Genomic DNA, 22854 nt, shown 5'->3' on the forward strand with positions numbered 1-22854 from the left:
CGACGCGAACCTCCTGGTCAACTCGCCGTGGAGCGGCGCGGCGCGGGCGCCGTGAAGCGAGGGGAATCGGGGGTCGTCAGATCGGGGTGTTCCAGGTCGAGGGCCAGGGCGGCGGCCTCCTCCAGGCGGAGGGCCGCACCCGTGGCGTAGGCGGCGTCGAACGCGGCGTCGCCGAGGGCCCGGCGCAGGTCCACCTGGCGGGCCAGCCAGTAGGGGCCGTAGATGCCCGGGGTGGCGCGCAGGCTCGCCCGGGTGGCCTGGGCCGCGCCGAAGAGCCGGGCCGCCGTCACCGGCTCGCCGCCCAGCGCGCAACGCACCGCGATCGCGTTCAACGTGTCGCAGGCCCGGCCCAGGTAGCCGTGGCTCATCCGGGAGCGGAGCGCCACCAGCAGGTGCTCGTGCGCGGCCACCAGGTCACCCCGGGCCAGCGCGACCAGGCCGAGCAGCATGTCCACCGAGCGGCGGCCCCGCTCGACCGGGCGGGCCGCCTCCACCGGGCGGGCCGCGCCGAGCACCTCGGCCGCCTCGTCCAGCGCGCCCCGCCGCCAGAGCAGCTCGGCGAGGTTGTAGACGGCGAGCAGCGCGTCGGAGACCACGTCCTGGGCGTACGCCCAGTCGATGACCTCCCGGCAGACCCGTTCCGCCTCGACGAACTGTCCCATGTCGACCAGCGGCGCGGCCCGGCCCGCCAGCACCCGGGCGAGCAACCCCAGGTCGCCGGCCTGCCGGGCGGCCGCCTCGGCCCGCTGCGAGTAGCGCAGCTCCTCGGCGAACTCGCCGTCCGCACCGGCGTGCAACGAGTGCATGTGGTACGCCGCCGCCAGCTCGGCCTCGGGGATCGACTCCCCAGTCTCGGCGATCCGGCCGTAGAGCCGGAACAGCCAGAGCCGCCCCTCCCGGGCCAGCCCCCGCTCCCGCCACCACTGGTCCAGCCCGCCGGCCAGCCGCAGGCCGGACCGCGCGCTGCCACCGGTGGCACACCAGCGCAGCGCGGCCCGCAGCTCACCGGCGAGCGGGTCGAGCGCGTACAGGGAGAGGGTGACCGGGCGGCCGTCCGGGCCCAGGTGGGCGCGCTCCAGGGCGTGCCGGGACCAGGCGACGTGCCGGTCCCGGGCGGTCTGCTCCTCGCCGGCCTCGATGAGCCGCCGGGCCGCGTACGCCCGGATCGGGTCCAGCATCCGGTAGGTGCTGCCCGAGACGTGCGGCTCGGCCAGCACCATCGACTTGTCCACGAGCACCGACAGCGGGTCGAGCGGGTCGTCGTCGAGCAGCCACTGCACGGTCCGCAGGTCCACCGGGCCGGCGAAGACGGCCAGCCAGCGCAGCAGCCGGGCCGAGCGCGCCCCCAACGTCCGGTAGGACCAGGTGACGGTGGCCTGCATGGTCAGGTGCCGCTCGTTCGCCGAGCGCTGCACGGCGCGGCTGGCCGGGGTGGCCGGAGCGGCCCCGGTGGCGGCGGCCACCAGGTCGACGGTGTCCTGCTGGTTGCCGGTCCACCCGACCTCCACCACGGGCGGCTCCAGTTCCTCCCGCCCGGCGTCCAGCGTGCCCAGCATGTCGTCGAGACGCTCGGCGAGCTGCCCGGCCGACAGCACCCGCAGCCGCGCGGCGGCCAGCTCGATGGCGAGCGGCAGCCCGTCCAGCCGGCGGACCACCCGGCGCAGGTCGGCCTGCTCGGCGGGCTCCGGCGCCCGGCCGCCGCGGGCCGCCGCGGTGCGGTCCAGCAGCAGGGCCACGGCGTCGCTCGCCCCACCGTCCGGGCCTGGGTCCACCGACAGCGGCGGGATCCGCCACACCACCTCGCCGGGCACACCGAACGACTCGCGGCTGGTGGCCAGCACCCGCACACCCCGGCCACCGGCCAGCAGCCGGGAGATCACCTCGGCCGAGGCGGCCGGCTGGGCGTCGCAGGTGTCCAGCACGACCAGCATCCGCCGGGCCGCCGCGTACTCCACAAGGGTGTCCACCATGGGACGGCCGGGCTCCGGGCGGAGCCCGAGCACGGCGGCGATCTCGAACGCCACCAGCCCCGGGTCGGTCACGGCGGCGACGTCGACGAACCACACCCCGTCCGGGTACGCCTCGACCACCCCGGAGGCCAGCTCCACGGCCAGCCGGGTCTTGCCGGCCCCGCCCGCCCCCAGCACGGTCACCAGCCGGTACGTCTCGACCAGCCGCCGCAGCTCGGCCCGCTCGGCCTGCCGGCCGACGAACGAGGTGACCTGGGTGGGCAGGTTGTGCGCCACCGCGTCGGCGGTACGCGGCCGCGGAAAGCTCCGCTCCAGACCGGGCGCGACGAGCTGGAACAGCCGTTCCCGGTCGTCGAAGCCCCGCAGCCGGTGCAGCCCGAGGTCCAACAGGGACGCTCCGTCGGGCAGCGGGTCGGCGTGCCGGGCCGTCGCCGCCGAGCAGAGCACCTGTCCACCGTGGGCGGCGGCGGCCACCCTGGCGGCCCGGTGCACCTCGGGGCTGGCGTACTCGCCGTCGCGGGGCTCGGCGTAGCCGGTGTGCAGGCCCATCCGGACCCGCGGCGCGGCATCCGGGGTGGGCCAGTCGTGGTCGGTCAGCGCGCGTTGCGCCGTGAGGCAGGCGTGCACCGCGGCGCCCGCGTCCGGGAAGGCGAGGAAGAACGAGTCGCCCTCGGTCAGCAGCTCAGCGCCGTCGGTGCCGGCCAGCGTGTGGCGCAGCAACCGGCGGTGTTCCCGCAGAACCGGGCGGTAGCCCGGACCGAGCAGCTGGGCCAGTCGCGTGGAGCCCTCGATGTCGGTGAAGACGAAGGTCACCCAGCCGCTCGGGAGGTGGATCCGTGGCGACATGCGTGGAACCTCCGCCCCGTGACGTCGGCTTCATGCTGCCCTATGGTCACGCGGTCACGCATCGTGAGAACGGCCGGGCAGATTCCGACCCAAGGTGGCAAAGGATCACACGGGCGGCAAGCCGGATCACCCGGCGGGCCGAGGCCGGGCGGCCGGTCAGCAGCCGCAGGCGCCGCCGCAGCAGCCACCACCGGCCGGGGCGGACGCCCCGCCCACCGGACCGGATCCGCCCCGGCCGGTGACCGCGACGGTGGACAGCAGCTTCACCGTGTCGGCGTGTCCCTGCGGGCAGGAGGCCGGCTGGCCGGCGTCGGCCATGGGGCGGTTGACCTCGAAGGTGTCGCCGCAGGCGCGGCAGCGGAACTCGTAGCGGGGCATGCCGTCAGCGTACGGCCGGGCCTGACTCCACGGCAGTCATGGGTGATACTCGACGGGTGGTGGACGGCGAGCAGCGATCGACGGTTCGACCCCTGCGACCGGCCGCGCCGCCCGACGGCGGCGCCGGACCCGTCCCCCGCCCCCGCCGCGACGCCGCCCCCGACCCGGCCGCCGCCCCGAGGGCCGAGCCGACCGACCCGAAGCCGAGGCCGGTCGACGCGAAGGCGGAGCCCGGTGATCCGAAGGCGAAGCCGGGGCCGGTCGACGCGAAGCCGGAGCCGGGCGACCCGAAAGCGGGGCCGGGCGACGCGAAGGCGGAGCCGGGCGGCGCGGAGGCGAAGTCGGGCGGCGCGGACGCGGCGGTTGAGCCGGCGGCGGGTCGGCGGCGGCGGGTGCCGTTTGCGCACGCGGTCCGGATGCCGCCGCCCCGGCAGCTCGCCGTCGGCGCGGCCCGGGCCACCCGCGCCTGGTCGCGCCGTCCCAGCGGGCGCACGACCCTGCCCGGTCTCTTCCTGCTCGTTCTGGTCGCGGCCACCGCCGCGGCCGGCGCTCTGCTGGTGCCCGCGGCGGTCCGCAAGCCGCAGCCGGTGGCCGTCGATGTCACCACGAACGCGCCGGTCCAGGGCGTGCCGCAGGCCGGCGTGGTGCCCGGGGCGACCGGCGTGCCGGTGGGCCCGGGCGCGACCGGCGTGCCGGGCACCCTCGGCCCGACCGGCACGGGCGTACCCGGCGGCACGCCGACCGGCCCGGTGGGCCCGGCAGTCCCCGCCCGCCCGGCCGACGCGCTGGCCGGCTGGGCGCAGCAGGTCAGCGCGACCACCGGGATCCCGCCGGTCGCCATGCAGGCGTACGGCTACGCCGAGCTGGTGCTGGCCCAGACGCAGCGCAGCTGCCAGCTGAGCTGGACCACGCTGGCCGCGATCGGCTACGTCGAGTCCCGGCACGGGGCGGCCAACAAGGCCACCCTCCGGCCCGACGGCGTCGCCGCGCCGGAGATCGTCGGCGCCCCGCTGGACGGGCAGGGCGGCCGCTCCCGGATCCTCGACACCGACCAGGGGCAGCTCGACCACGACCCGGTCTACGACAAGGCGCTCGGCCCCATGCAGTTCATCCCGAGCACCTGGCAGGAGATCGGCGCGGACGCCGACAACGACGGCGTCAAGAACCCGCACGACATCGACGACGCGGCCCTGGCCGCCGGCCGTTACCTGTGCAAGGGCGGCCGGAACATGACCATCCCGGGCGACTGGTGGGGCGCCATCCTCTCCTACAACGATGTACGCCGCTACGCCCAGGACGTGTTCAACAAGGCCGACGAGTACGGACGGCTGAGCGGTACGTGACGTGACCGGTTGCATACATTCGCGGACTGAACCCTTCCCCCGGGCTGCCGTTGACGGCAAGCTAGACGGGTGATGGTGCGCGAGTGGGACCCTCGGACCGCGTCGTCCGCCGAGATCGCGTCGCTCCTGGACACGCTGAACGCGGTGTTGGCGACCGACCTGCCGCAGGATCCGCCCTGGCGGGAGAGTTCCATGCGGGAATATCTCTCCGAGGTGATGCCGGGTGAGCGACGGATCTCCTGGGTCTACCAGGGCGATCCGGCCCCCGACGGCACGCCGGGCGCGATCCTGGGCCACGTGCACGTGCTGCTGCTCGGCGGCATCGGCGTGCTGGAGGTGCTGGTGCACCCCGCCCTGCGGCGCACCGGGCTCGGCCGTGAGCTGGTGCGGGTGGCCGCCCGCCGGGTCTGGGACGAGGGCTTCCAGTCGATCGGCGTCGAGGTGGTCGGCGACACCCCGGCCGTGGCGTTCTACGAGGCACTCGGCTTCACCAGGGAATACGTCGAGACCCGCAGCGTGCTCGACCTGGGCGCGGTGGAGTGGCCGGTGTTGGCCGAGATGGCCACCGAGGTGGGCGCCGGCTACCACGTCCAGTTCTGCCCGGGCGGGCCGCCGGACGACCTCATCGAGGCGTACGCGCGGGCCAAGGCCGAGGTGCGCGACGTGGACGACGGCGAGCTGCGGCCCAGCTCCTACGACCCCCAGCGGCTGCGGGACAGCCTCGACACGCTGCACCGGCGGGGCATGAAGCCGTACATCGTGCTGGCCCTGCACGAGCAGACCGGCGAGGTGGCCGGGCTGACCGAGGTGGTGGTGCCGGCGCAGCACCCGACGCGGGCCGACCAGTACGACACCATCGTGGTCCGCGATCACCGGGGCTACGGCATCGACCGGGCCATCAAGGCCCGGATGCTGCTGGAGCTGCGTTCCGCCGAGTCGGAGCTGGCCGAGGTGCAGACCTGGAACGCGCAGGCCAACGAGGCGATGCTGAAGGTCAACGCGGAGCTGGGCTACCGCCCCGACCGGGACTGGTGCGAATACAGCGTGGACGTGGCCGAGCTGGTGCACCGGCTCGACAGCCAGCGCTGACGGATATTCATCAAACGGCTGCCCGGGGGATGGACGGCGGACCGGGAGGGCACTTAACGTGCGTTAGTTCCTGTCCACCCATCGTGGAGGCTCCATGCGCCCGCGCCGCACCCTCGCCGCGCTCGCGACCACCGCCGCCGTCTCCGTCACGGCCATCGGGATCGCACCCCCCGCGGCCAGCGCCGCGCCCACCGACCTGTTCATCTCCGAGTACGTCGAGGGCTCGTCCAACAACAAGGCCGTCGAGCTCTACAACGGCACCGGCGCACCGATCGACCTGGCCGCCGCCGGCTACCAGCTCCAGCTCTTCTTCAACGGCGCCACCACGTCGACCAACGTGCCGCTGACCGGCACGGTCGCCACCGGCGACGTCTTCGTCTTCGCCGCCTCGGCGGCCGTGCCGGCGATCCTCGCCCAGGCCGACCAGACCTACAGCGGCTCGCTCTACAATGGCGACGACGCGATCGTGCTGCGCAAGGGCACGACGGTGGTCGACTCGATCGGCCAGGTCGGCGTCGACCCGGGCAGCGAGTGGGGCACCGGGCTCACGAGCACCGCCGACAACACGCTGCGCCGGCTGCCCTCGGTGAGCGCCGGCGACACCGACCCGTCGAACGCGTTCGACCCGGCCGTGCAGTGGGAGGGCTTCGCCACCGACACCTTCGACGGGCTGGGCAGCCACCGCATCGACGACGGCGGCCCGGTCGACCAGGCGCCGACGCTGAACTGCGGCGGCACGCTGGTCCTGGAGGCGGGCGCCACCGCGACCCGCCAGGTCACCGCCACCGACGCCGACGACACCGTCACCGACCTCGCGGTCACCGCGGTCGACCCGGCGCCGGCGAGCGGTTCGATCAGTCGTACCGCGTTCACGCCGGCCGCCGCGGCCGGCGGCTCGGCCACCGCCACGCTGACCGCCACCGGCCTCCCGGCCGGCGCCTACTCGGTCACCGTGACCTCGACGGACGCCGAGGGCGGCACCGCGACCTGCACGCTGACCGTGCAGGCCACCACCGTGCTGTCGGTGGGCGAGGTGCAGGGCCGCACCGGTGACGACGAGGACGGCCGCACCGACCGGTCGCCGCTCGCCCCGGCCAGCGGCAACGGCACCAGCTCCACGCTCTACGACGTCCGCGGCGTCATCAGCCAGAAGTCGCTGACCCGCACCTCCGCGGGGGCCGACCAGTGGGGCTTCTACCTGCAGAGCCGCACCGGCACCGAGGACGGCGACGCGCTCACCTCGGACGCCATCTTCGTCTTCATGGGCTCGTTCACCACGCTGATCGGCGGCTACGCCCCGACCGTCGGCGACGAGGTGGTGCTGCGCGGCCGGGTCTCCGAGTACTTCAACCAGACCCAGCTCTCCAGCGCCTCGCTGGTGCGCAAGCTCGACTCCGGGCTGGACGTGGACAGCGCCGTACGGGTGGACGACGCCCGGCCGCCGGCCGACGCTGCCGCCGCCGGGCTGTTCTGGGAGCGGCACGAGGGCGAGCGGATGCGCGTCCGTTCCGGCAGCGGGGTGTCCGCCCCGCGGCACATCTTCGCGTCCACCCTGGACTCCGAGATCTACGTGCTGGACCGCGAGGATCCGATCATGAAGCGGTCCGACCCGTACGCCCGCCGGGTGTTCCGGGACGCGCACCCGCTGGACGACATCCCGGGCACGCTCTTCGACAACGGCAACAACCAGCGGATCCTGCTGGGCGCCGGCGGGGTGAAGGCGACCGCCGGGGAGTCGACCGCGCTGCTGCCCGAGGCACGCACCTACGACACGCTGACCGAGGACGCCTACGGCGCCATCTCGTACGCGTTCAGCAAGTACAGCGTGCAGCCCGAGCAGCTCACGCTGACCGGCGGCGCGGACCCGGCGGAGAACAACCCGCCGCGGCCGGCCGACCGGGGCAGCGAGGTCGCGGTCGCCACCTACAACGTGGAGAACCTGTACGACTACCGGGACGACCCGTTCGACGGCTGCGACTTCGCCGGCAACTCGGGCTGCACCGGGGTCAACCCGCCGTTCGACTACGTCCCGGCCAGCGAGGCGGCGTACACCGAGAAGCTGGGTGTGCAGGCGCGGCAGATCACCGGCGCCCTGCACAGCCCGGACCTGGTGCTCGTGCAGGAGGCCGAGGACCAGGACATCTGCACGGTGACCGACGGCAAGCTGGTCTGCGGCGACACGAACAACGCCGACGGCGCGCCGGACACCGTCCAGGAGCTGGCGCTGGCCATCGCGGCCGCCGGCGGCCCCGCCTACGCGGCGGCGTACGACCGGACGGGCGCGGACGCCCGGGGCATCGCCTCGGCGTTCCTCTACCGCACCGATCGGCTGACGCTCGACCAGGCGAGCGCCGCGGACCCGCTGCTGGGCTCGACGCCGACCGTGCAGTACCGCTCGGCGGCCCTGCCGTCGAACACCGACGTGCAGAACCCGAAGGGGTTCAACGCCGTGCTGCCGGCCGACGTCGACCGCTCGACCGGGGTGGACGGCAACAACGTCTACACCCGGGCCGTCCAGCTGGCCAGGTTCACCGTGGCGGCAGCGCCCGGCTCGGCGGAGCACTTCACGCTCTGGGCGGCCACCAACCACTTCTCGTCCGGGCCGGACAGCCGGGTCGGGCAGCGGCGGGAGCAGGCCGCGTACGGCGCGGCGCTGGTGCAGGCCGTCGAGGCGGCCGACCCGAACGCACGGGTGATCTACGGCGGTGACCTGAACGTCTTCCCGCGCCCGGACGACCCGATCGCCACGGCGGCGAACCCGACGCCGTCGGACCAGCTCGCTCCGCTGTACCAGGCCGGCCTGCACAACCTGTGGGACGACCTGGTGGCGGACGTGCCGGCGGCGGCGTACTCGTACACCTTCGACGGGCAGGCCCAGACGCTGGACAACCTCTTCGTCAACGGCCCGCTGCACGAGGACCTGGTCCAGGTCCGCACGGCCCACATCAACGCCGACTACCCCACCGACGCCGAGGGCCTGGGTGACCGAGGTGCCAGCGACCACGACCCGCAGGTGGCAAGGTTCCGCTCCCGCGCGTCGCTGCGCGTCTCCGACGCGGCGGTGGCCGAGGGCGACAAGGGCGACACCACCATGACGTTCACGGTGACCGTCTCCCGCCCGCTCTCGGCGCCGGCCCTGATCTGCGCCACCACCTACGGCACGACGGCGCAGGCCGGGTCGGACTACGACCCGTACGTGGGCTGCAAGGTGCTGGCCGCCGGCCAGACGTCGCTGACCTTCCCGGTGACCGTCCGCGGTGACCGGAAGCGCGAGGCGGACGAGCAGCTCAAGCTGTACGTGGCGGGCGTGCCGGGGCTCCGGCTCGCCGACGTGACCGGCGTCGGCACCATCCGCAACGACGACTGACGGCGGTATCGCGAAGCGGCCCGTCGCCCGGCTCACCAGCCGGGCGGCGGGCCGTTGCGGTAGCCGCACCGCTGCCGGTCGGGCGGCGGCGGCACGCCCCGGTACTTGGCCACCCGCACCTCCCACTGGCTCCGCCGGCGGAGGTCGTCGCGGTGCGCCCGGTCCCGGTAGAAGGTTTCCGGTGGCCGGGCCAGCCCGTACCGGTCGGCCCACCACTCCCCCGGCTCCGGATCGGCGATCACGTCCAGGTGGGACGGGTACCGGCGCTCGGCGCCGTCTCGCAGGTCGTCGCGGTCGCGCATCGGGCTGAGCACACGGCCGAACTCGTCGACCACGGCGAGCCGGAACCCGGCCACGCCGATGATCCGGCGCAGCATGGCGATGCTCGGGGTCAGCGTGCCGGCCTCGATCCGCCCGATGGTCGTGGGATGCACCCGGGCGACCCGGGCGAGTTCCCGCTGGCTGACGTCGGCCCGGCGGCGGACCGCGCGGACGATGCCCGACGCGGGCCACGGGATGTTGAAGGGCTCGGTGAGCATCGTGGGCGGCTCGACAGGTTCATCGGTCGTGACCGCCGGTTCGTCAGGGGTGGCCGGGGCGCTCATGGACCCAGGCTCTTTCCACGCGCCTGAACGCGGCAACCCCGACCGGCCCGGCTGTGGACAGCCGAGGCGCCTGTGGACAGGTCGCGCCTCGCCGGCGGTCTGTGCCGTCCCCTGCCGGTACGCATGCTCATTCGCGTGGCCGCGCGAGGCGGGCGGGCCGGCGGGCGCCAGTAGTCCCGGCTCCTCTGGCGAGGCCGGATGCCGTGACCGAGCGTAAGGGGAGCGGCGCGTCACTCAACGTAACTCGACCTCGCTGCCGGTCGGCGCAGCCCCGGCGAAGAAAAGCCCTCTCTACGGACAAAGGAGGCACGGGCGCCGCGGCGGCCGCACCCCCTCCACCCCGCTTTGCTCTGCAGCCATATAGGCACCGGACACGGACGGTTGCTGCTGCGCCCGTGGCTGCAGAGCAAAGCCGGCATCGGTGGGCGGTCGGGGTCGCGCAGGCTCGGTACGCACAGTGACAATGGCGCGCGGCGGCGCCGAGCGAACCGGCTCGGATACGGGCACCGGCCGATCCCTCCGTGCGACAACCCGGGAACGAAATCCGCCTCCGGAGCGTGTACCGGACATGGGAAGCCACCTCTCGGCCCCGCCCGGTCCGCCGGACGTGCTGCCGCGCGACCGCGACACGTCCCCGCACCTGCCGTTCGAGCAGTTCTACCGGGACCACGTGGACCGGATCCACCGCGCGCTCGCGCTGGCCGTCGGGGACACCGCGGTGGCCCGGGAGGCGACCGACGAGGCGATGGTTCGGGCGTACGCCCGGTGGGACCGGGTGCGCCGGCTGGACAACCCGGGCGGCTGGGTCTTCCGGGTCGGGCTCAACTGGGCCACCTCGTGGTGGCGGAAGGTGCGCCGGGAACGGCCGCCGGCCGAGGACCGGCACCCGGCGACGGCGGCGCCGGACCCGGCCGGGCTTGCCGCCCGGTCGGCCCTGGAGCGGCTGCCCGTCGGCCAGCGCACCGTGGTCGTCTGCCGCGTGCTGCTGGACCTCTCCACCGCCGAGACCGCCGCCGTGCTGGACCTGACCGAGGGCACCGTCCGCAGCCGCCTCTCCCGTGGGCTGGCCGAGCTGCGGGCCGCGCTGGCCGAGGAGGAGTGACCGTGGACGTCGTACCCGAGGACCTGGCCGAGCTGGTCCACCGCGCCGCTCGCGCGACCGCGCCGTACCCCGCGGATCTGGCGGCGCTGCGCCAGCGGGCGCGGGTCCGCCGGCGCCGGCGGACCGCGACGGCCGTGGCGGGCCTGGTGGTCCTGGTCGCGCTCACCGGCGGCGCCGTGCCGCTGCTTGCCGGCGGGCACCGGGCGGCCGCACCCCTGGCCGCGCCGTCCCCGTCGCCGGCCGTTCCCGGCGCGCCGTCGCCCACCGTCTCCGGCTCGCCGCCGCCGGCCTCCAGGCCGGCGCAGCGGCTGCTGCTCAGCGGCGATGGCGGCACCGTGGGACCGCACCGGGCCACCCCGGAGATCGGCCTGGTCCCCGGCGTCGCGGACGAGCTGCGCGGCGACGGCTCGGTGGTACGGCACCGGGTGCCCGCCGGCTGGGAGGAGACCGTGGCACTGCCCGACGGACGGCTGGTCGGCCTCAAGCTCACCGACCTCATGCCCGGCGTACGGCGGACGGACGGCCCGGGCGTGGCCGGCCTCTCCATCAAGCTCGTGGTGCTCACCGCCGACGGACGCGCCGAGGTCAGCCGGGAGGTCCGGGTCAGGGGCCAGGCCCTCGGACTGGCCGGCGCCGACGCACGGTACGCCTACCTGGTCCGGGACGAGGTGGGCCTGGTGTCCCACGAGCTGGCCACCGGCCGAGAGAAGACCCTGATCCGGGTGCCGAGGAAGGTCGACGGCGAGCTGCCGTTCCGCGAGGCCGACGTGGCGGCCGGCCGCGTGGTGTCGGTGACCGGGCCAGCCGACATGACCCGCTGCCAGCTCGACGTACGCCGGCTGGCCGGTGGGAGCCGGATGTCGCGGCTGACGGTGGCCGGCGAGTGTGCCCCGTCGGTCCGGCTCTCCCCGGACGGCAGCCTCGTCGCGGTCCCCTACCGCCGCCCGAACGGCCGGAACCTCGATTACCGGCTGGCGATCCTGGACACGGCTACCGGTCAGCGCCGGGCCGACCAGCCACTCGGAACGGCCAGCCCGACCTACGGCCTGACGGGCGGCGGGACCTGGGGCGCCGCCTGGGTCGACGACACCACGGTGCGTGTGGTGTGGGCGCAGCTACCGGACCCGCCCCGGAAGGTCTACCGCGTGGCGGAGCTGGCCCGGGTGGTGACCGTCAGCGTTCAGTAGCGCTGGCGGAGCAGCTGGGCCGCCTCGACCGCCCAGTAGGTGAGGATGATCTGCGCGCCGGCCCGGCGGATCGAGGTGAGCGTCTCCAGGATCGTCCGCTCGCGGTCGATCCAGCCGTTCGCGGCGGCCGCCTCGACCATCGCGTACTCGCCGGAGACCTGGTAGGCGGCGACCGGGACGTCGACCGCGGCCCGGACGGCCGCCACCACGTCGAGGTAGGGCAGGGCCGGCTTGACCATCACCATGTCGGCGCCCTCGGCGACGTCCAGCTCGACCTCGCGCAGCGACTCCCGCAGGTTCGCCGGGTCCTGCTGGTAGGTGCGCCGGTCGCCCTCGAGGGCCGACTCGACGGCGTCGCGGAACGGCCCGAAGAACGCGGAGGCGTACTTGACGGCGTACGCGAGCACCGAGACGTCCTGGTGCCCGGCGGCGTCCAGGGCCCGGCGGACGACGCCGACCTGGCCGTCCATCATCCCGGACGGCCCGACCACGTGGACCCCGGCGTCGGCCTGGGCGACCGCCATCCGGGCGTACTCGGTGAGGGTGGCGTCGTTGTCCACGGCGCCGTCGGGGGTGAGCACGCCGCAGTGCCCGTGCGAGGTGAACTCGTCCAGGCAGAGGTCGCTCATCACCACGGTGGCGTCGCCGACCTCGGCGATCACGTCCCGGATGGCCACGTTGAGGATGCCGTCCGGGTCGATGCCGCCCGACCCGGTCTCGTCCCGCGTCGCCGGCACCCCGAAGAGCATGATCCCGCCGACCCCGGCCTGGACCGCCTCGACGGCGGCCTTGCGCAGCGAGTCCCGGGAGTGCTGGAGCACCCCCGGGAGCGACGCCACGGCACGCGGCTCGGTCAGCCCCTCCTTGACGAACATCGGCACGACCAGCTCGGCCGGGTCGACGCGGGTCTCGGAGACCAGCCGCCGCACGGCCGCGTTACGGCGCAGCCGGCGGGGCCGGATCTCGGGGTACGACATGAGGAGCCTCCTGTCAGCGGAACCTCAGGGCGGTCGGGCCCTGCACCTTCGAGCCCCGGCGCTGCTTGGCCGGCATGGCGGCGAGCTTCTCGCGCAGCTCGACGGCGTAGGCGGCGAGCGCCTCCACCAGGTCGGGAACCGAGGCGTGCGGCGGCTGCACGTCGACCCGCAGGCCGAACTCCGTCGCGGTCTCCGCCGTCTTGGGCCCGATAACCGCAACAACGGCACGCGCGTGCGGCTTCCCGGCGATGCCGACCAGGTTCCGGACGGTCGAGGACGAGGTGAAGAGCACCGCGTCGAAACCGCCCGACTTGATCGCGTCGCGGATCTCGGCGGGCGGCGGCGCGGCCCGGACGGTCCGGTACGCGGTCACGTCGTCGACCTCCCAGCCCCGCTCGGTGAGCCCGGCGGCCAGGGTCTCGGTGGCGATGTCGGCGCGCGGCAGCAGCACCCGGCCGACCGGGTCGAGGATCTCGTCGTGCGGCGAGAACTCGGCCAGCAGGCCCTCGGAGGACTGCTCCCCGGAGGGGATCAGCTCCGGCTGGATGCCGAAGGCGCGGACCGCCTCGGCGGTGGCCTCGCCGATGCAGGCGATCTTGACGCCGCCGAAGTGGCGGGCGTCCAGGCCGTGCTCGGCGAACTTCTCCCAGACCGCCCGGACCGCGTTCACCGAGGTGAAGATCACCCAGGCGTACCGGCCGTCGACCAGGCCCTTGACCGCCCGCTCCATCTGGGCCGGGGTGCGCGGCGGCTCGACCGCGATGGTCGGCACCTCGCACGGGATCGCCCCGTACGCGCGCAGCCGCGCGCTCATGGCGCCGGCCTGCTCCTTGGTGCGTGGGACGAGCACCTTCCAGCCGTACAGCGGCCGGTTCTCCCACCAGCTCAGCTTGTCCCGCTCGGAGACGCCCGCGCCGACGGTGAGCACGACCCGGCCGGTGAAGCCGAGCGCCGCCGCGACGAAGGAGTCGACGGTCGACGTGGTGGTGTACTGCGTCTCGCCGGTGCCGTCACCGGTCACCCCGACGGCGGTGGTGCCCTCCACCCCGGCGGCCAGCAGGCCGTCCCGGATGGCGGCCAGGTCACCGGCGTCCACGGCGACGGCCAGGGAGCCCCGGGCCACGGCGGCGGCCAGCGCGTCGAAGTCCAGCGTGGTGACGTCCTCGACGTCGGCGGCGGTGCGCACCCCGGGCAGCGGCACACCGGCGTAGGTGGCCACACCCTCGGCCTGGCCGACGCCCGGCACCACCTCGAAGTGCGCGGCGGTACGCGCGACCGCCTGTACCTCCTTGACCACCGAGTCGTGGCCGAACGGGTCACCGGCGACCAGGTGCACGGCGTTCTGGCCGGACCGGGCCGCCGAGATCAGCACCTTCGCCACATCCCCCGGCACACCCTCGGCGGGGCTGAACTCGGCGTCGGGCCTGGCCTGGGCGCGGACGTGCTCGAGCAGCGACTCGGGGACTCCCCGGTCGTACACCACCTGGTCGGCGTCGACCAGGGCGTCCAGCGCCCGGCGGGTCAGCAGGCCCGGGTCGCCGGGACCGGCCCCGACGAACGCGATCCGGCCTACGGGCTTACGGGTGCGGGTCATTCTGTGCTCCCAAATTGCTGGGTCCCCGGGCCGGCGTGTCCTTCTTGGCCGAGGATCGAGTCGGCGCCGAGTTCGAGGAGTTCGGCTGCGAGTGCCTTGCCGATCTCCGCCGCGTCGGCGGGCGTTCCGGTGCGGGACAGCCGGAGGTCACGGGTGCCGTCCGGGCTGATCACCGCCCCGCGCAGGTAGATCTCTTCACCGGCGTCCCCCTCGGCGAGTTCGCCGTAGGCGGCGACGGGTGCGCTGCACCCGGCCTCCAGGGTGGCCAGCAGTGCCCGCTCCGCGACGACCGCGGCGCGGGACGGTGCGTGGTCGAGCACGCCGAGCAGCTCGACCAGGTCCTGATCGTCGATCCGGCACTCGACGGCCAGCGCGCCCTGGGCGGGCGCCGGCAGCATCAGCATCGGATCGAGCGTCTCGGTGATGGCGTCGGTCCGGCCGATGCGGGCGAGCCCCGCCCGGGCCAGCACGACGGCGTCGAGGTCGGCGTCCGGGCCGAGCACCCGGCCGAGGCGGGTGTCGATGTTGCCCCGGATCGGGGTGACCTCCAGTTGCAGGCCGAGGGCGTGCAGCTGGGCGATGCGGCGCAGCGCGCCGGTGCCGACCCGCGCGCCGGGCGGCAGCTCGGCGAGGGTGCGGCCGTCCTTGGCGATCAGCGCGTCCCGCGGGTCCTGCCGGACGGGCACGGCGGCGATGTGCAGGCCGGGCGCTCCCGCGGTGGGCAGGTCCTTGTACGAGTGGACGGCGAAGTCGATCTCCCGGGCGGTCAGCGCGTCCCGCAGCGCGGAGACGAAGACGCCGACGCCGAGCCGGTGCACCGGGGCCGTGGAGCGGTCGCCGGCGGTTACCACCTCGACCAGCTCGACCGGGCGGCCGGTGGCCGCGGTGAGCGCCTCGGCGACGTGGCCGGACTGGGCCGTTGCCAGGGCGCTGCCCCGGGTGCCGAGGCGCAGGGGGGCGGTCATCGCGCACCTCCGGTGGGCGGGGTGGTGTCGGCCGGCAGGACGATCTCCGCCTCCACCACGTCGGGGACGGTGTCGACCGGGGAGGTCTGCGGCACCTCGAGGTCGAACAGCTCACGCAGCAGGGCCGCGTACTGGTCGCCGCCGGGCTCGGCCGCGAGCTGGCGGACCCGGACGGTGGGCTGGTGCAGCAGCCGCTGGACCACCCGGTGCACGGTGCGGGCGACCTCGGCGCGCTGGTCGTCGGTGAGGTCGGGGCGGCGCTGGGCCAGCCGGCGCAGCTCGGCGGCGACCACGTCGTCGGCGCGCCCGCGCAGGGCCGCCACGGTGGGCGCGACGTCGGCGCCGCGCAGCCAGCTCAGGAACGCCTCGACCTCACCGGCCACGATCCGGGCCACCTCGGCGGCGTCGGCGGCGGCCGGGCCGTCGGCGAGGATCCCCGCCATCCGGTCGATGTCGATCACCTCGACGCCGGGCAGCTCGGCCACGCCCTCCTCGACGTCGCGCGGGACGGCCAGGTCGAGCAGGACCAGCGGGCCCCGGGCGACGTCCCGGCGGGCCAGCGCCCGGGTCACCACCTCGCGGGTGAGGACCGGCTCGGTGGCCGCGGTGGCGGCCACCACGATGTCCACTGTGGTGAGCGCGTCGACCAGCCCGGCCATGGGCACGGCGGACGCGCCGTAGGACTCGGCCAGCCGGACGGCCCGGTCGGCGCCCCGGTTGGTGACGGTGAGCGGGCCGGCGCCCAGCCGGGAGAGGGTGGCGACGCCCAGCGAGCCCATCGCCCCCGCACCGACCACCATGGCGGGCCGGCCGGTCAGGTCGCCGTCGAGCAGGTCGGCGGCCAGGTCGAGGGCGGCGGTGACCACGCTCTGCCCGGCCCGGTCGATGTTGGTCTCGGCGTGCGCGCGCTTGCCCACGCGCAGCGCCTGCTGCATCAGCTCGTGCAGCAGCCGCCCGGCGGAGTCGGCGCCGCTGGCCGAGTGGTAGGCGTCGCGGAGCTGGCCGAGAATCTGCGCCTCGCCGACCACCATCGAGTCCAGCCCGGTGGCCACCCGGAAGGCGTGGTCCACGGCGGCGGCGTCGTAGTGCACGTAGAGGTAGGGGGCGAGCGCCGCTGGCGGGGCGCCGGCCTGGTCGGCCAGGACCGCGCAGATGTCACCGAGGCCGCCGTGGAAGCCGGTGACGGCCGCGTACACCTCGACGCGGTTGCAGGTGGAGACCAGCACGGCCTCGGCGACGTACGGCTGGGCGACCAGGCGGTCCAGGGTGCGGGTGAGGTCCGCGGGCGGGACCGCCAGCTGCTCCAGCGTGGCGACCGGGGCGGTGCGGTAGGACGCGCCGACGACGAGCAGTTTCACGTGCCGATCGCCTCCTGGGTGTCGGTGGCCGCGAGCCCGCCGGGTAGCGCGGTCAGCGACGCCTTGCGGTGCTCGTGGAAGGACAGGATCTGCAGCTCGATCGCGAGGTCGACCTTGCGCACGTCGACCCCCTCCGGAACCGAGAGTACGCAGGGTGCGAAGTTGAGGATGCTCGTCACGCCGACGGCGACGAGCTGATCCGCGACCGCCTGGGCGGCCGGCGCCGGGGTGGCGATCACGCCGATCGAGATCGACTCCTCGACGGCGACCCGGGGCAGCTCGTCGACATGCCGGACGACCAGCCCGTTGATCTCCTCGCCGACGCGCGACGGGTCGGCGTCGAGGAGCGCGGCGATCCGGAAGCCACGGCTGGCGAAGCCGTCGTAGCCGGCCAGGGCGTGACCGAGGTTACCCACGCCGACCAGCGCGACCGCGCGGCACTGGGTGAGGCCGAGCACCGACTCGATCTGCTCGATCAGCAGCGTGACGTCGTAGCCGACGCCCCGGGTGCCGTACGAGCCGAGGTGGGAGAGGTCCTTGCGGAGCTTCGCCGAGTTGACCCCGGCGACGTTGGCCAGCCCCTCGCTGGACACCGTCTCGTGGCCGGTGTCGGCGAGCGCGTGCAGGGCGCGGAGGTATTCCGGAAGCCGCGCGACGGTCGCCTCGGGCAGGTCCGGGAGCGCCGGTACGGCACCGGCGCGGCCGGGCGCGCCTGGGTGACGGTGCTGACTCATGAGACTCCGTGCGGTGCGATCCTCGACCAGCGACGGTGACCGGTCGTTCCGGGACTCCCGCTGGCGACCGTTGTTGCCGGCTGTGCTAGCAGGGCGCGTCGGAACTACAGAGTAGGCGCTTGTGAAGAGGTGCACAAATCGCGATCTTGCTAGCTCGCGACGCGCCTCCACCTGCCACTCCATTCCCGCAAGATCGATAGACGGAGCTCCCTCGGCACCGCGTGGCGATTATTACTCAATCCCGACTTCTCTGACCAATCGCGCGCGCCCGGTAGCGCTGTGTCACCGCCGGGGAGAGGCGCGCATCACTCGGACGGTAGGGAGAACCCCACCCCGGAGAGACCCGCGCACGGGATGGGTCGGGCCGCCCCGGGCTCATAGCCTCGGAGCATGACCGCCGTACCGCTGGGCGCCGCGCCCACCCCCACCACACCCGTCCGGGGCCTCGTCGGCCAACTCCTGCGCGACTCCGGCTACGTGCTCTTCAGCCTCCCGCTGGCGCTCGTCGGCTTCGTGCTGGCCGTGACGGGGATCTCGCTCACCGCCGGCCTGCTGGTCACCACGCTCGGCCTGCCGGTCCTCGCCGGCACCCTGTACGTGGCCCGGGGGCTGGCCGACCTGGAGCGGCTGCGCCTGCGCGCCGTGCTGCGCCAGCCCCGGGTCCGCCCGGTCTACCTGACGCCGGAGCGGGGCGCCGGCTTCTGGCGGCGGGTCCTCACTCCGATGCGCGACACGCAGTCCTGGCTCGACCTGCTGCACGCCTTCGTCCGGCTGCTGGTGACCCTGCCCACCTTCGTGGTGGTGCTGGTCTGGTGGGCGCTGGCGCTGACCGGCACGCTCTACGGCGCGTACGACTGGGCCATCCCGCGCGGCCCCGGCGACCAGGACCTGAGCCAGCTCCTCGGGATGGGCGACGGGGCCGGGGCACGGATCGCCCTGAACACCGCGATCGGGCTGTTCGCCCTGTTCACCCTGCCCCTGGTGGCCCGGGCCTGCGCCCGGATCCAGGGCGCCGTGGCGTACTCGCTGCTGACCGGGGTGGCTGAGATGCGGCAGCGGATCACCACGCTGGAGGAGCAGAAGCGGGCCGCCGCGTCCGCCGAGGCGTCCGCCCTGCGCCGGCTGGAGCGGGACATCCACGACGGGCCGCAGCAGCGCCTGGTCCGCCTCGCCATGGACCTCAGCCGGGCCCGCCAGCAGCTCGCCGCCGACCCGGAGGCGGCCCGGCGGACCCTGGACGAGGCGGTCAGCCAGACCCGGGACACCCTCGACGAGCTGCGCGCCCTGTCCCGGGGCATCGCCCCGCCGATCCTGGTCGACCGGGGCCTGCCCAGCGCGCTGGCCGCGCTCGCCGCCCGCGCCCTGGTCCCCACGGAGCTGCTGGTCGACGACGAGCTGGGCACCAGCGGCGGGCGGCTCGACCCGGCGCTGGAGAGCACCGCCTACTTCGTGGTGGCCGAGGCGCTGACCAACGTCGCCAAGCACAGCCGGGCGGACGCCTGCCGGGTCGAGGTGACCCGGAAGGTGGGCCGGCTGGAGATCACCGTGGTCGACGACGGGATCGGCGGCGCCCACCTGGCCAAGGGGCACGGACTGAGCGGCATCGCCGACCGGGTCCGGGCCGCCGGCGGGACCCTTGAGGTGGCCAGCCCGACCGGCGGGCCGACCCGGATCCACGCGGAACTGCCCCGGTGACGCCGGACGGCCGAAACCCGGCCGCCGCGCCGCCGTACGGCGCTCCGGACCCGTTAAGGGCCGCCTCGTGGATCCAGGACGTGATAGACACCGGACCCATGCGGGTGGTGATCGCGGACGACGCCGTGCTGCTCCGGGAGGGGCTGGTCCGGCTGCTGACCGAGTCGGGACATGAGGTGGTGGCCGCCGTCGGTGACGGGGACGCCCTGGTCGAGGCGGTGGTGACACACCGGCCGGACATCTCGGTGGTGGACGTGCGGATGCCGCCGTCGCACACCGACGAGGGGCTGCGGGCGGCAGTGGAGGCCCGCCGGCGGGTGCCGCGTACGCCGGTCCTGGTGCTCTCCCAGTACGTCGAGGTGTCGTACGCCGACGACCTGCTCGCCACCACCGGCGGCGGGGCCGGCGGGGGCGGGATCGGCTACCTGCTCAAGGACCGGGTGGCCGCGATCGACGAGTTCCTGGACGCGCTGGCCCGGGTGGCGGGCGGCGGCACGGTGCTGGACCCGGAGGTGATCAGCCAGCTCCTGGTCCGGCGCCGCCGGAACGACCCGCTGGCCGAGCTGACCCCGCGCGAACGCGAGGTGCTCGCCCTGATGGCCGAGGGCCGCTCCAACACCGCGATCGCCCGCGCCCTGGTGGTCAGCGACGGGGCCGTCGAGAAGCACGTGCGCAACATCTTCACCAAGCTGGACCTGCCGCCGGACGCCACCAACCACCACCGCCGGGTCCTGGCGGTCCTCACCCACCTGCGCGCCTGAGGCCGCCCGCGCCGATCAGAGCGCCCGGGCGAGGGTGACCGCCTCGGTGAGCGTGTCGGCCACCGGGTGGCCGGAGGTGCGCAGGCGGGCCGGGTCGGAGAGGCCGCCGGTGTAGAGGACGCAGCGGGCGCCGACGGACAGCGCGGCGTCGGCGTCGTCGAGCGAGTCGCCGATGAGCACCACGTGCCGGCCGTCGAGACCCAGCTCCGCGAGGTGCTTCTCCAGCCACTCCGCCTTCGGGCCGCCGCCGACCGCGGCGCGCAGACCGTCCACCCGGGTGAAGTGCGGGGTCAGCCCGTAGGTCCGCACCGTGGGCACCAGCTCGTCGTGGAACCACATGGACAGCAGCGACTGGCTGCCCGGCCAGGAGGCGATCGCGGCGGTGGCGTCGGCGGCCAGCGCGCAGCTCGTCAACCCGGCCCGGTACGCCTCGTGGAAGACCCGGTCGAGCCGGCCGAACGCGTCGTCGTCGATGACCTGGCCGAGCATCTCGGCGTAGTAGTCGGCGATCGGGCGGCGGAACCGCACCCGGTGCTCGTCGGCCGTGACCGCCGGGCCACCGGCACTGGCGAAGGCGACGTTGGTGGCCCGCACCACCAGGTCGAGGTCGTCGAGGAGGGTTCCGTTCCAGTCCCACACCAGGTGGCGGCGCGCAGCGGTCATCGGTGCACTGTAAGGGGCCGTTCAGAGCTGCGGGGTGGTCAGGTCCCGCAGCAGCCGCTCCTCCTCCACACGCCAGTAGCCGTGCTCCTTGCCGTCGAGCAGCACCACGGGCAGCCGGTCGCCGTAGTCCCGCTCCAGTTCGAGGTCGCCCGTCACGTCCTTCTCGACCCAGCGGTCGCCGGTCACCGCCACCACCCGGTCGAGCGCCGCCTTCGCGTCCTCGCAGAGGTGGCAGCCGGGCCGGGTGATGAGGGTGAGCCGGGGGTCACTGGACATCGGATACCTCCGTGCGGATCTGGGTCGGCGACGCGGGCGCGGGCACCGGACGCGCCGCCGTGCGGAGCTCGGTCTTGCGTACCTTGCCGATCGCCGAGTGGGGCAGGTCGTCGACGAACTCGACGGCGGTCGGGCACTTGAACCGGGCCAGGTTACGCGCGCAGTGGCCGAGCAGCTCCTCCGTCGTCACCGTCGAGCCGGCCGCCCGCACCACGTACGCCCGGACAGTCTCGCCGGTCCGCGGGTGCGGCACCCCCAGGACGGCCGACTCGGCCACCCCGGGATGCGCCTGGAGCACCTGTTCCACCTCGTGCGGGTAGACGTTGAAGCCGTTGACCAGGATCAGCTCGCCGAGCCGGTCGACCAGGAAGAGGTCCCCGTCGGAGTCGGCGTACGCCACGTCGCCGGTGGGCCACCAGCCGTCGGGGTCGGGGCCGCCGCGCCCGTCCGGCCAGTAGCCGTCGAAGAGGTTGGCGCCGCGCACCACGATCTGCCCCGGGTCGGTGCCGGCCGGGTCGTCGGAGAGGTCCAGCTCGTCGTCGTCCTCCTCGGCCGCGGGTACCCCGTCGCGCCACAGCTCCGCGCCGTCGGCGCCGACCAGGCGCAGCTCGACGCCGGGCAGCGGGCGGCCGATGGAACCCGGCTTCGGCTCGCCGCCGACCAGGGTGGAGGTGAGCACCGGGGCGGTCTCGGTGAGCCCGTAGCCGACGTGCACCGGGTGCCCGGTCATCTCGGTGAAGCGTGCCCCGACGGCCGGCGGCAGCGGCGCCGCGCCGCACACCGCCACCCGCACCGTATCCAGCGCCGCGGGCCGGTCGCCCGCCGTGTCGGCCCAGGCCAGGAACATCGACGGTACGCCGACGAGCACGCTGACCCGGTGCCGGGCGATCTCGTCGAGCGCCCCGGTCGGGCCCGGCTCGTCAACGAGCACCCCGGTCGCGCCGTGGTGCACGACGGCCCCGAGCCCGGAGTTCAGCCCGTACGCGTGGAAGAGCGGCAGGGCGAGCAGCACGGTGTCGTCGGGGCCGACCGCCGGCGGGTCGATCCGGTCGACCTGGGTGTGGTTGGCGGCCAGGGCCCGGTGCGACAGCATGGCGCCCTTGGGCCGGCCCTCGGTGCCGGAGGTGTAGAGCAGGACGGCGAGGTCGTCGCCGCCCCGGGCCGGGAACCCGGCCGCCCCGTCACCGTCGGCGACCGGCGGGGTGGTGTGCACGGCGGTGAGGGCGGGCAGGTCGCCGGCGGCCACCCGGCCGGCCACCTCCGGGGCGGCGACCAGCACGGCGGCTCCGGAGTCGGCGAGCACGTGCCGCAGCTCCCGGGCCGTGAAGCCCGGGTTGACCGGCACCGCCACCAGGCCGGCCCGGAGCACGGCCAGGTAGGTGATCACGAAGTCCGGGGTGTTGCCGAAGGCGATCGCCACCCGGGCCGGCCGGCCGTCCGGAGCGGACGGCGGCGCCGCCGCGGCCAGCGCCCGGGCGGTCGCGGTGACCGAGGTGTCCAGGGCCGACCAGGTCAGCGTCCGGTCGCGCCAGTGCAGCGCGGGACGGTCACCGTGGGCGGCGGCCGCCCGGCGGAGCCGGTCGGCGAGGTTCGGCGCGGAGCTGTCGGCTGCGTCCTGCACGGTGGCTGAGTCTGGCACAGCCGCGTCCGCCCGGCCACGCCCGAACGGCGGGCCGGTGCCGCGTGGCGGCGCACCCGCCCGCCGGACACGCCGGACACGCGTCCCCTGCACGGGACTGTCCACCCCGGCACTCGGGATTCCCGAATGTGGGAAGGTGGCCTCCACCGGTCGGCCGAGGGGGTCCCCCGGGCAGCCGGAACCGCCCCGGCCGGGCCGCCGCCACGACACGCCGAGGGCGCAAGAAAGTTGGCTCCGACCAGGACTTTCCACTCCGGACCAGGAATCGGCGCGAAAGTCAACCACACACGACGGACAAGGCGTCC

At 74.8% G+C, this 22854-nt stretch carries 18 protein-coding genes; 7 read left to right on the forward strand and 11 right to left on the reverse strand.

Annotation, left to right across the window (positions count from 1 at the left end; genetic code table 11):
- Positions 1-17 precede the first annotated feature (17 nt).
- Positions 18-2816, reverse strand: a complete 2799-nt coding sequence (locus ACQP12_RS30340) for an ATP-binding protein (RefSeq protein ID WP_433283504.1) — start codon at positions 2814-2816, stop codon at positions 18-20.
- Positions 2817-2972: 156 nt separating this feature from the next.
- Entirely contained in the window at positions 2973-3194 is a 222-nt protein-coding gene (locus tag ACQP12_RS30345; RefSeq protein ID WP_357938970.1) for an FmdB family zinc ribbon protein, read from the reverse strand.
- Between the two features lie 38 nt (positions 3195-3232).
- Here ACQP12_RS30345 and ACQP12_RS30350 point away from each other — a divergent pair, with 38 nt between their 5' ends.
- From ACQP12_RS30350 to ACQP12_RS30360, 3 genes are all read left to right on the forward strand, one after another.
- Positions 3233-4537 (forward strand): lytic murein transglycosylase, encoded by a 1305-nt coding sequence (locus tag ACQP12_RS30350; protein ID WP_433283505.1) that lies wholly within the window; start codon positions 3233-3235, stop codon positions 4535-4537.
- A 72-nt stretch (positions 4538-4609) separates the two neighbouring features.
- Complete coding sequence (locus ACQP12_RS30355; RefSeq protein WP_357939107.1) at positions 4610-5626, forward strand: GNAT family N-acetyltransferase; 1017 nt, start codon at positions 4610-4612, stop codon at positions 5624-5626.
- Positions 5627-5720: 94 nt separating this feature from the next.
- Positions 5721-8993, forward strand: coding sequence for a lamin tail domain-containing protein (locus tag ACQP12_RS30360; protein ID WP_433283506.1), 3273 nt, complete (start codon positions 5721-5723; stop codon positions 8991-8993).
- Positions 8994-9025: 32 nt separating this feature from the next.
- Here ACQP12_RS30360 and ACQP12_RS30365 read toward each other — a convergent pair whose 3' ends face one another.
- The gene (locus ACQP12_RS30365) at positions 9026-9598 is read right to left on the reverse strand and encodes a helix-turn-helix transcriptional regulator (protein WP_357938977.1); all 573 of its coding nucleotides are present in this window, start codon (positions 9596-9598) and stop codon (positions 9026-9028) included.
- A 568-nt stretch (positions 9599-10166) separates the two neighbouring features.
- Between ACQP12_RS30365 and ACQP12_RS30370 the strand changes: the two genes are divergently transcribed.
- Positions 10167-10700 (forward strand): RNA polymerase sigma factor, encoded by a 534-nt coding sequence (locus ACQP12_RS30370; protein WP_357938979.1) that lies wholly within the window; start codon positions 10167-10169, stop codon positions 10698-10700.
- 2 nt (positions 10701-10702) lie between these two features.
- Complete coding sequence (locus ACQP12_RS30375; RefSeq protein WP_433283507.1) at positions 10703-11887, forward strand: hypothetical protein; 1185 nt, start codon at positions 10703-10705, stop codon at positions 11885-11887.
- Here ACQP12_RS30375 and hemB read toward each other — a convergent pair.
- Genes hemB through ACQP12_RS30400 form a run of 5 tightly spaced genes read right to left on the reverse strand, consistent with a single transcriptional unit; the run spans position 11881 to position 17515 of the window.
- Positions 11881-12864: a porphobilinogen synthase gene (gene hemB / locus ACQP12_RS30380; RefSeq protein WP_357938983.1), complete on the reverse strand. Its 984-nt coding sequence runs from the start codon at positions 12862-12864 to the stop codon at positions 11881-11883. The genes ACQP12_RS30375 and hemB overlap by 7 nt on opposite strands.
- 13 nt (positions 12865-12877) lie before the next feature.
- Complete coding sequence (locus ACQP12_RS30385) at positions 12878-14458, reverse strand: uroporphyrinogen-III synthase (RefSeq protein ID WP_433283508.1); 1581 nt, start codon at positions 14456-14458, stop codon at positions 12878-12880.
- The gene (gene hemC, locus ACQP12_RS30390; RefSeq protein ID WP_433283509.1) at positions 14455-15423 is read right to left on the reverse strand and encodes a hydroxymethylbilane synthase; all 969 of its coding nucleotides are present in this window, start codon (positions 15421-15423) and stop codon (positions 14455-14457) included. Before hemC ends, ACQP12_RS30385 begins: the two co-directional genes overlap by 4 nt.
- Positions 15420-16781: a glutamyl-tRNA reductase gene (locus ACQP12_RS30395; protein WP_433283510.1), complete on the reverse strand. Its 1362-nt coding sequence runs from the start codon at positions 16779-16781 to the stop codon at positions 15420-15422. The genes hemC and ACQP12_RS30395 overlap by 4 nt, the downstream gene beginning before the upstream one ends.
- On the reverse strand, positions 16778-17515 hold the full coding sequence (locus tag ACQP12_RS30400; RefSeq protein ID WP_357938991.1) for a redox-sensing transcriptional repressor Rex: 738 nt from the start codon (positions 17513-17515) through the stop codon (positions 16778-16780). The genes ACQP12_RS30395 and ACQP12_RS30400 overlap by 4 nt, the downstream gene beginning before the upstream one ends.
- A 390-nt stretch (positions 17516-17905) precedes the next feature.
- Here ACQP12_RS30400 and ACQP12_RS30405 point away from each other — a divergent pair, with 390 nt between their 5' ends.
- Positions 17906-19210: a sensor histidine kinase gene (locus ACQP12_RS30405; protein ID WP_433283511.1), complete on the forward strand. Its 1305-nt coding sequence runs from the start codon at positions 17906-17908 to the stop codon at positions 19208-19210.
- A 98-nt stretch (positions 19211-19308) separates the two neighbouring features.
- Entirely contained in the window at positions 19309-19971 is a 663-nt protein-coding gene (locus ACQP12_RS30410; protein ID WP_357938995.1) for a response regulator transcription factor, read from the forward strand.
- Positions 19972-19986: 15 nt separating this feature from the next.
- On the opposite strand, the gene ACQP12_RS30415 is transcribed toward ACQP12_RS30410, so the two are convergent.
- The 3 genes from ACQP12_RS30415 to ACQP12_RS30425 are packed head-to-tail and all read right to left on the reverse strand — an operon-like array spanning position 19987 to position 22531.
- Positions 19987-20634: an HAD family hydrolase gene (locus tag ACQP12_RS30415; protein WP_433283512.1), complete on the reverse strand. Its 648-nt coding sequence runs from the start codon at positions 20632-20634 to the stop codon at positions 19987-19989.
- Between the two features lie 21 nt (positions 20635-20655).
- On the reverse strand, positions 20656-20910 hold the full coding sequence (locus ACQP12_RS30420) for a glutaredoxin family protein (RefSeq protein WP_433283513.1): 255 nt from the start codon (positions 20908-20910) through the stop codon (positions 20656-20658).
- Positions 20900-22531: an AMP-binding protein gene (locus ACQP12_RS30425; protein WP_433283514.1), complete on the reverse strand. Its 1632-nt coding sequence runs from the start codon at positions 22529-22531 to the stop codon at positions 20900-20902. Before ACQP12_RS30425 ends, ACQP12_RS30420 begins: the two co-directional genes overlap by 11 nt.
- Positions 22532-22854: the final 323 nt, after the last annotated feature.

It is taken from the genome of Micromonospora sp. CA-244673 (assembly GCF_050948395.1).
Lineage (GTDB): Bacteria > Actinomycetota > Actinomycetes > Mycobacteriales > Micromonosporaceae > Micromonospora.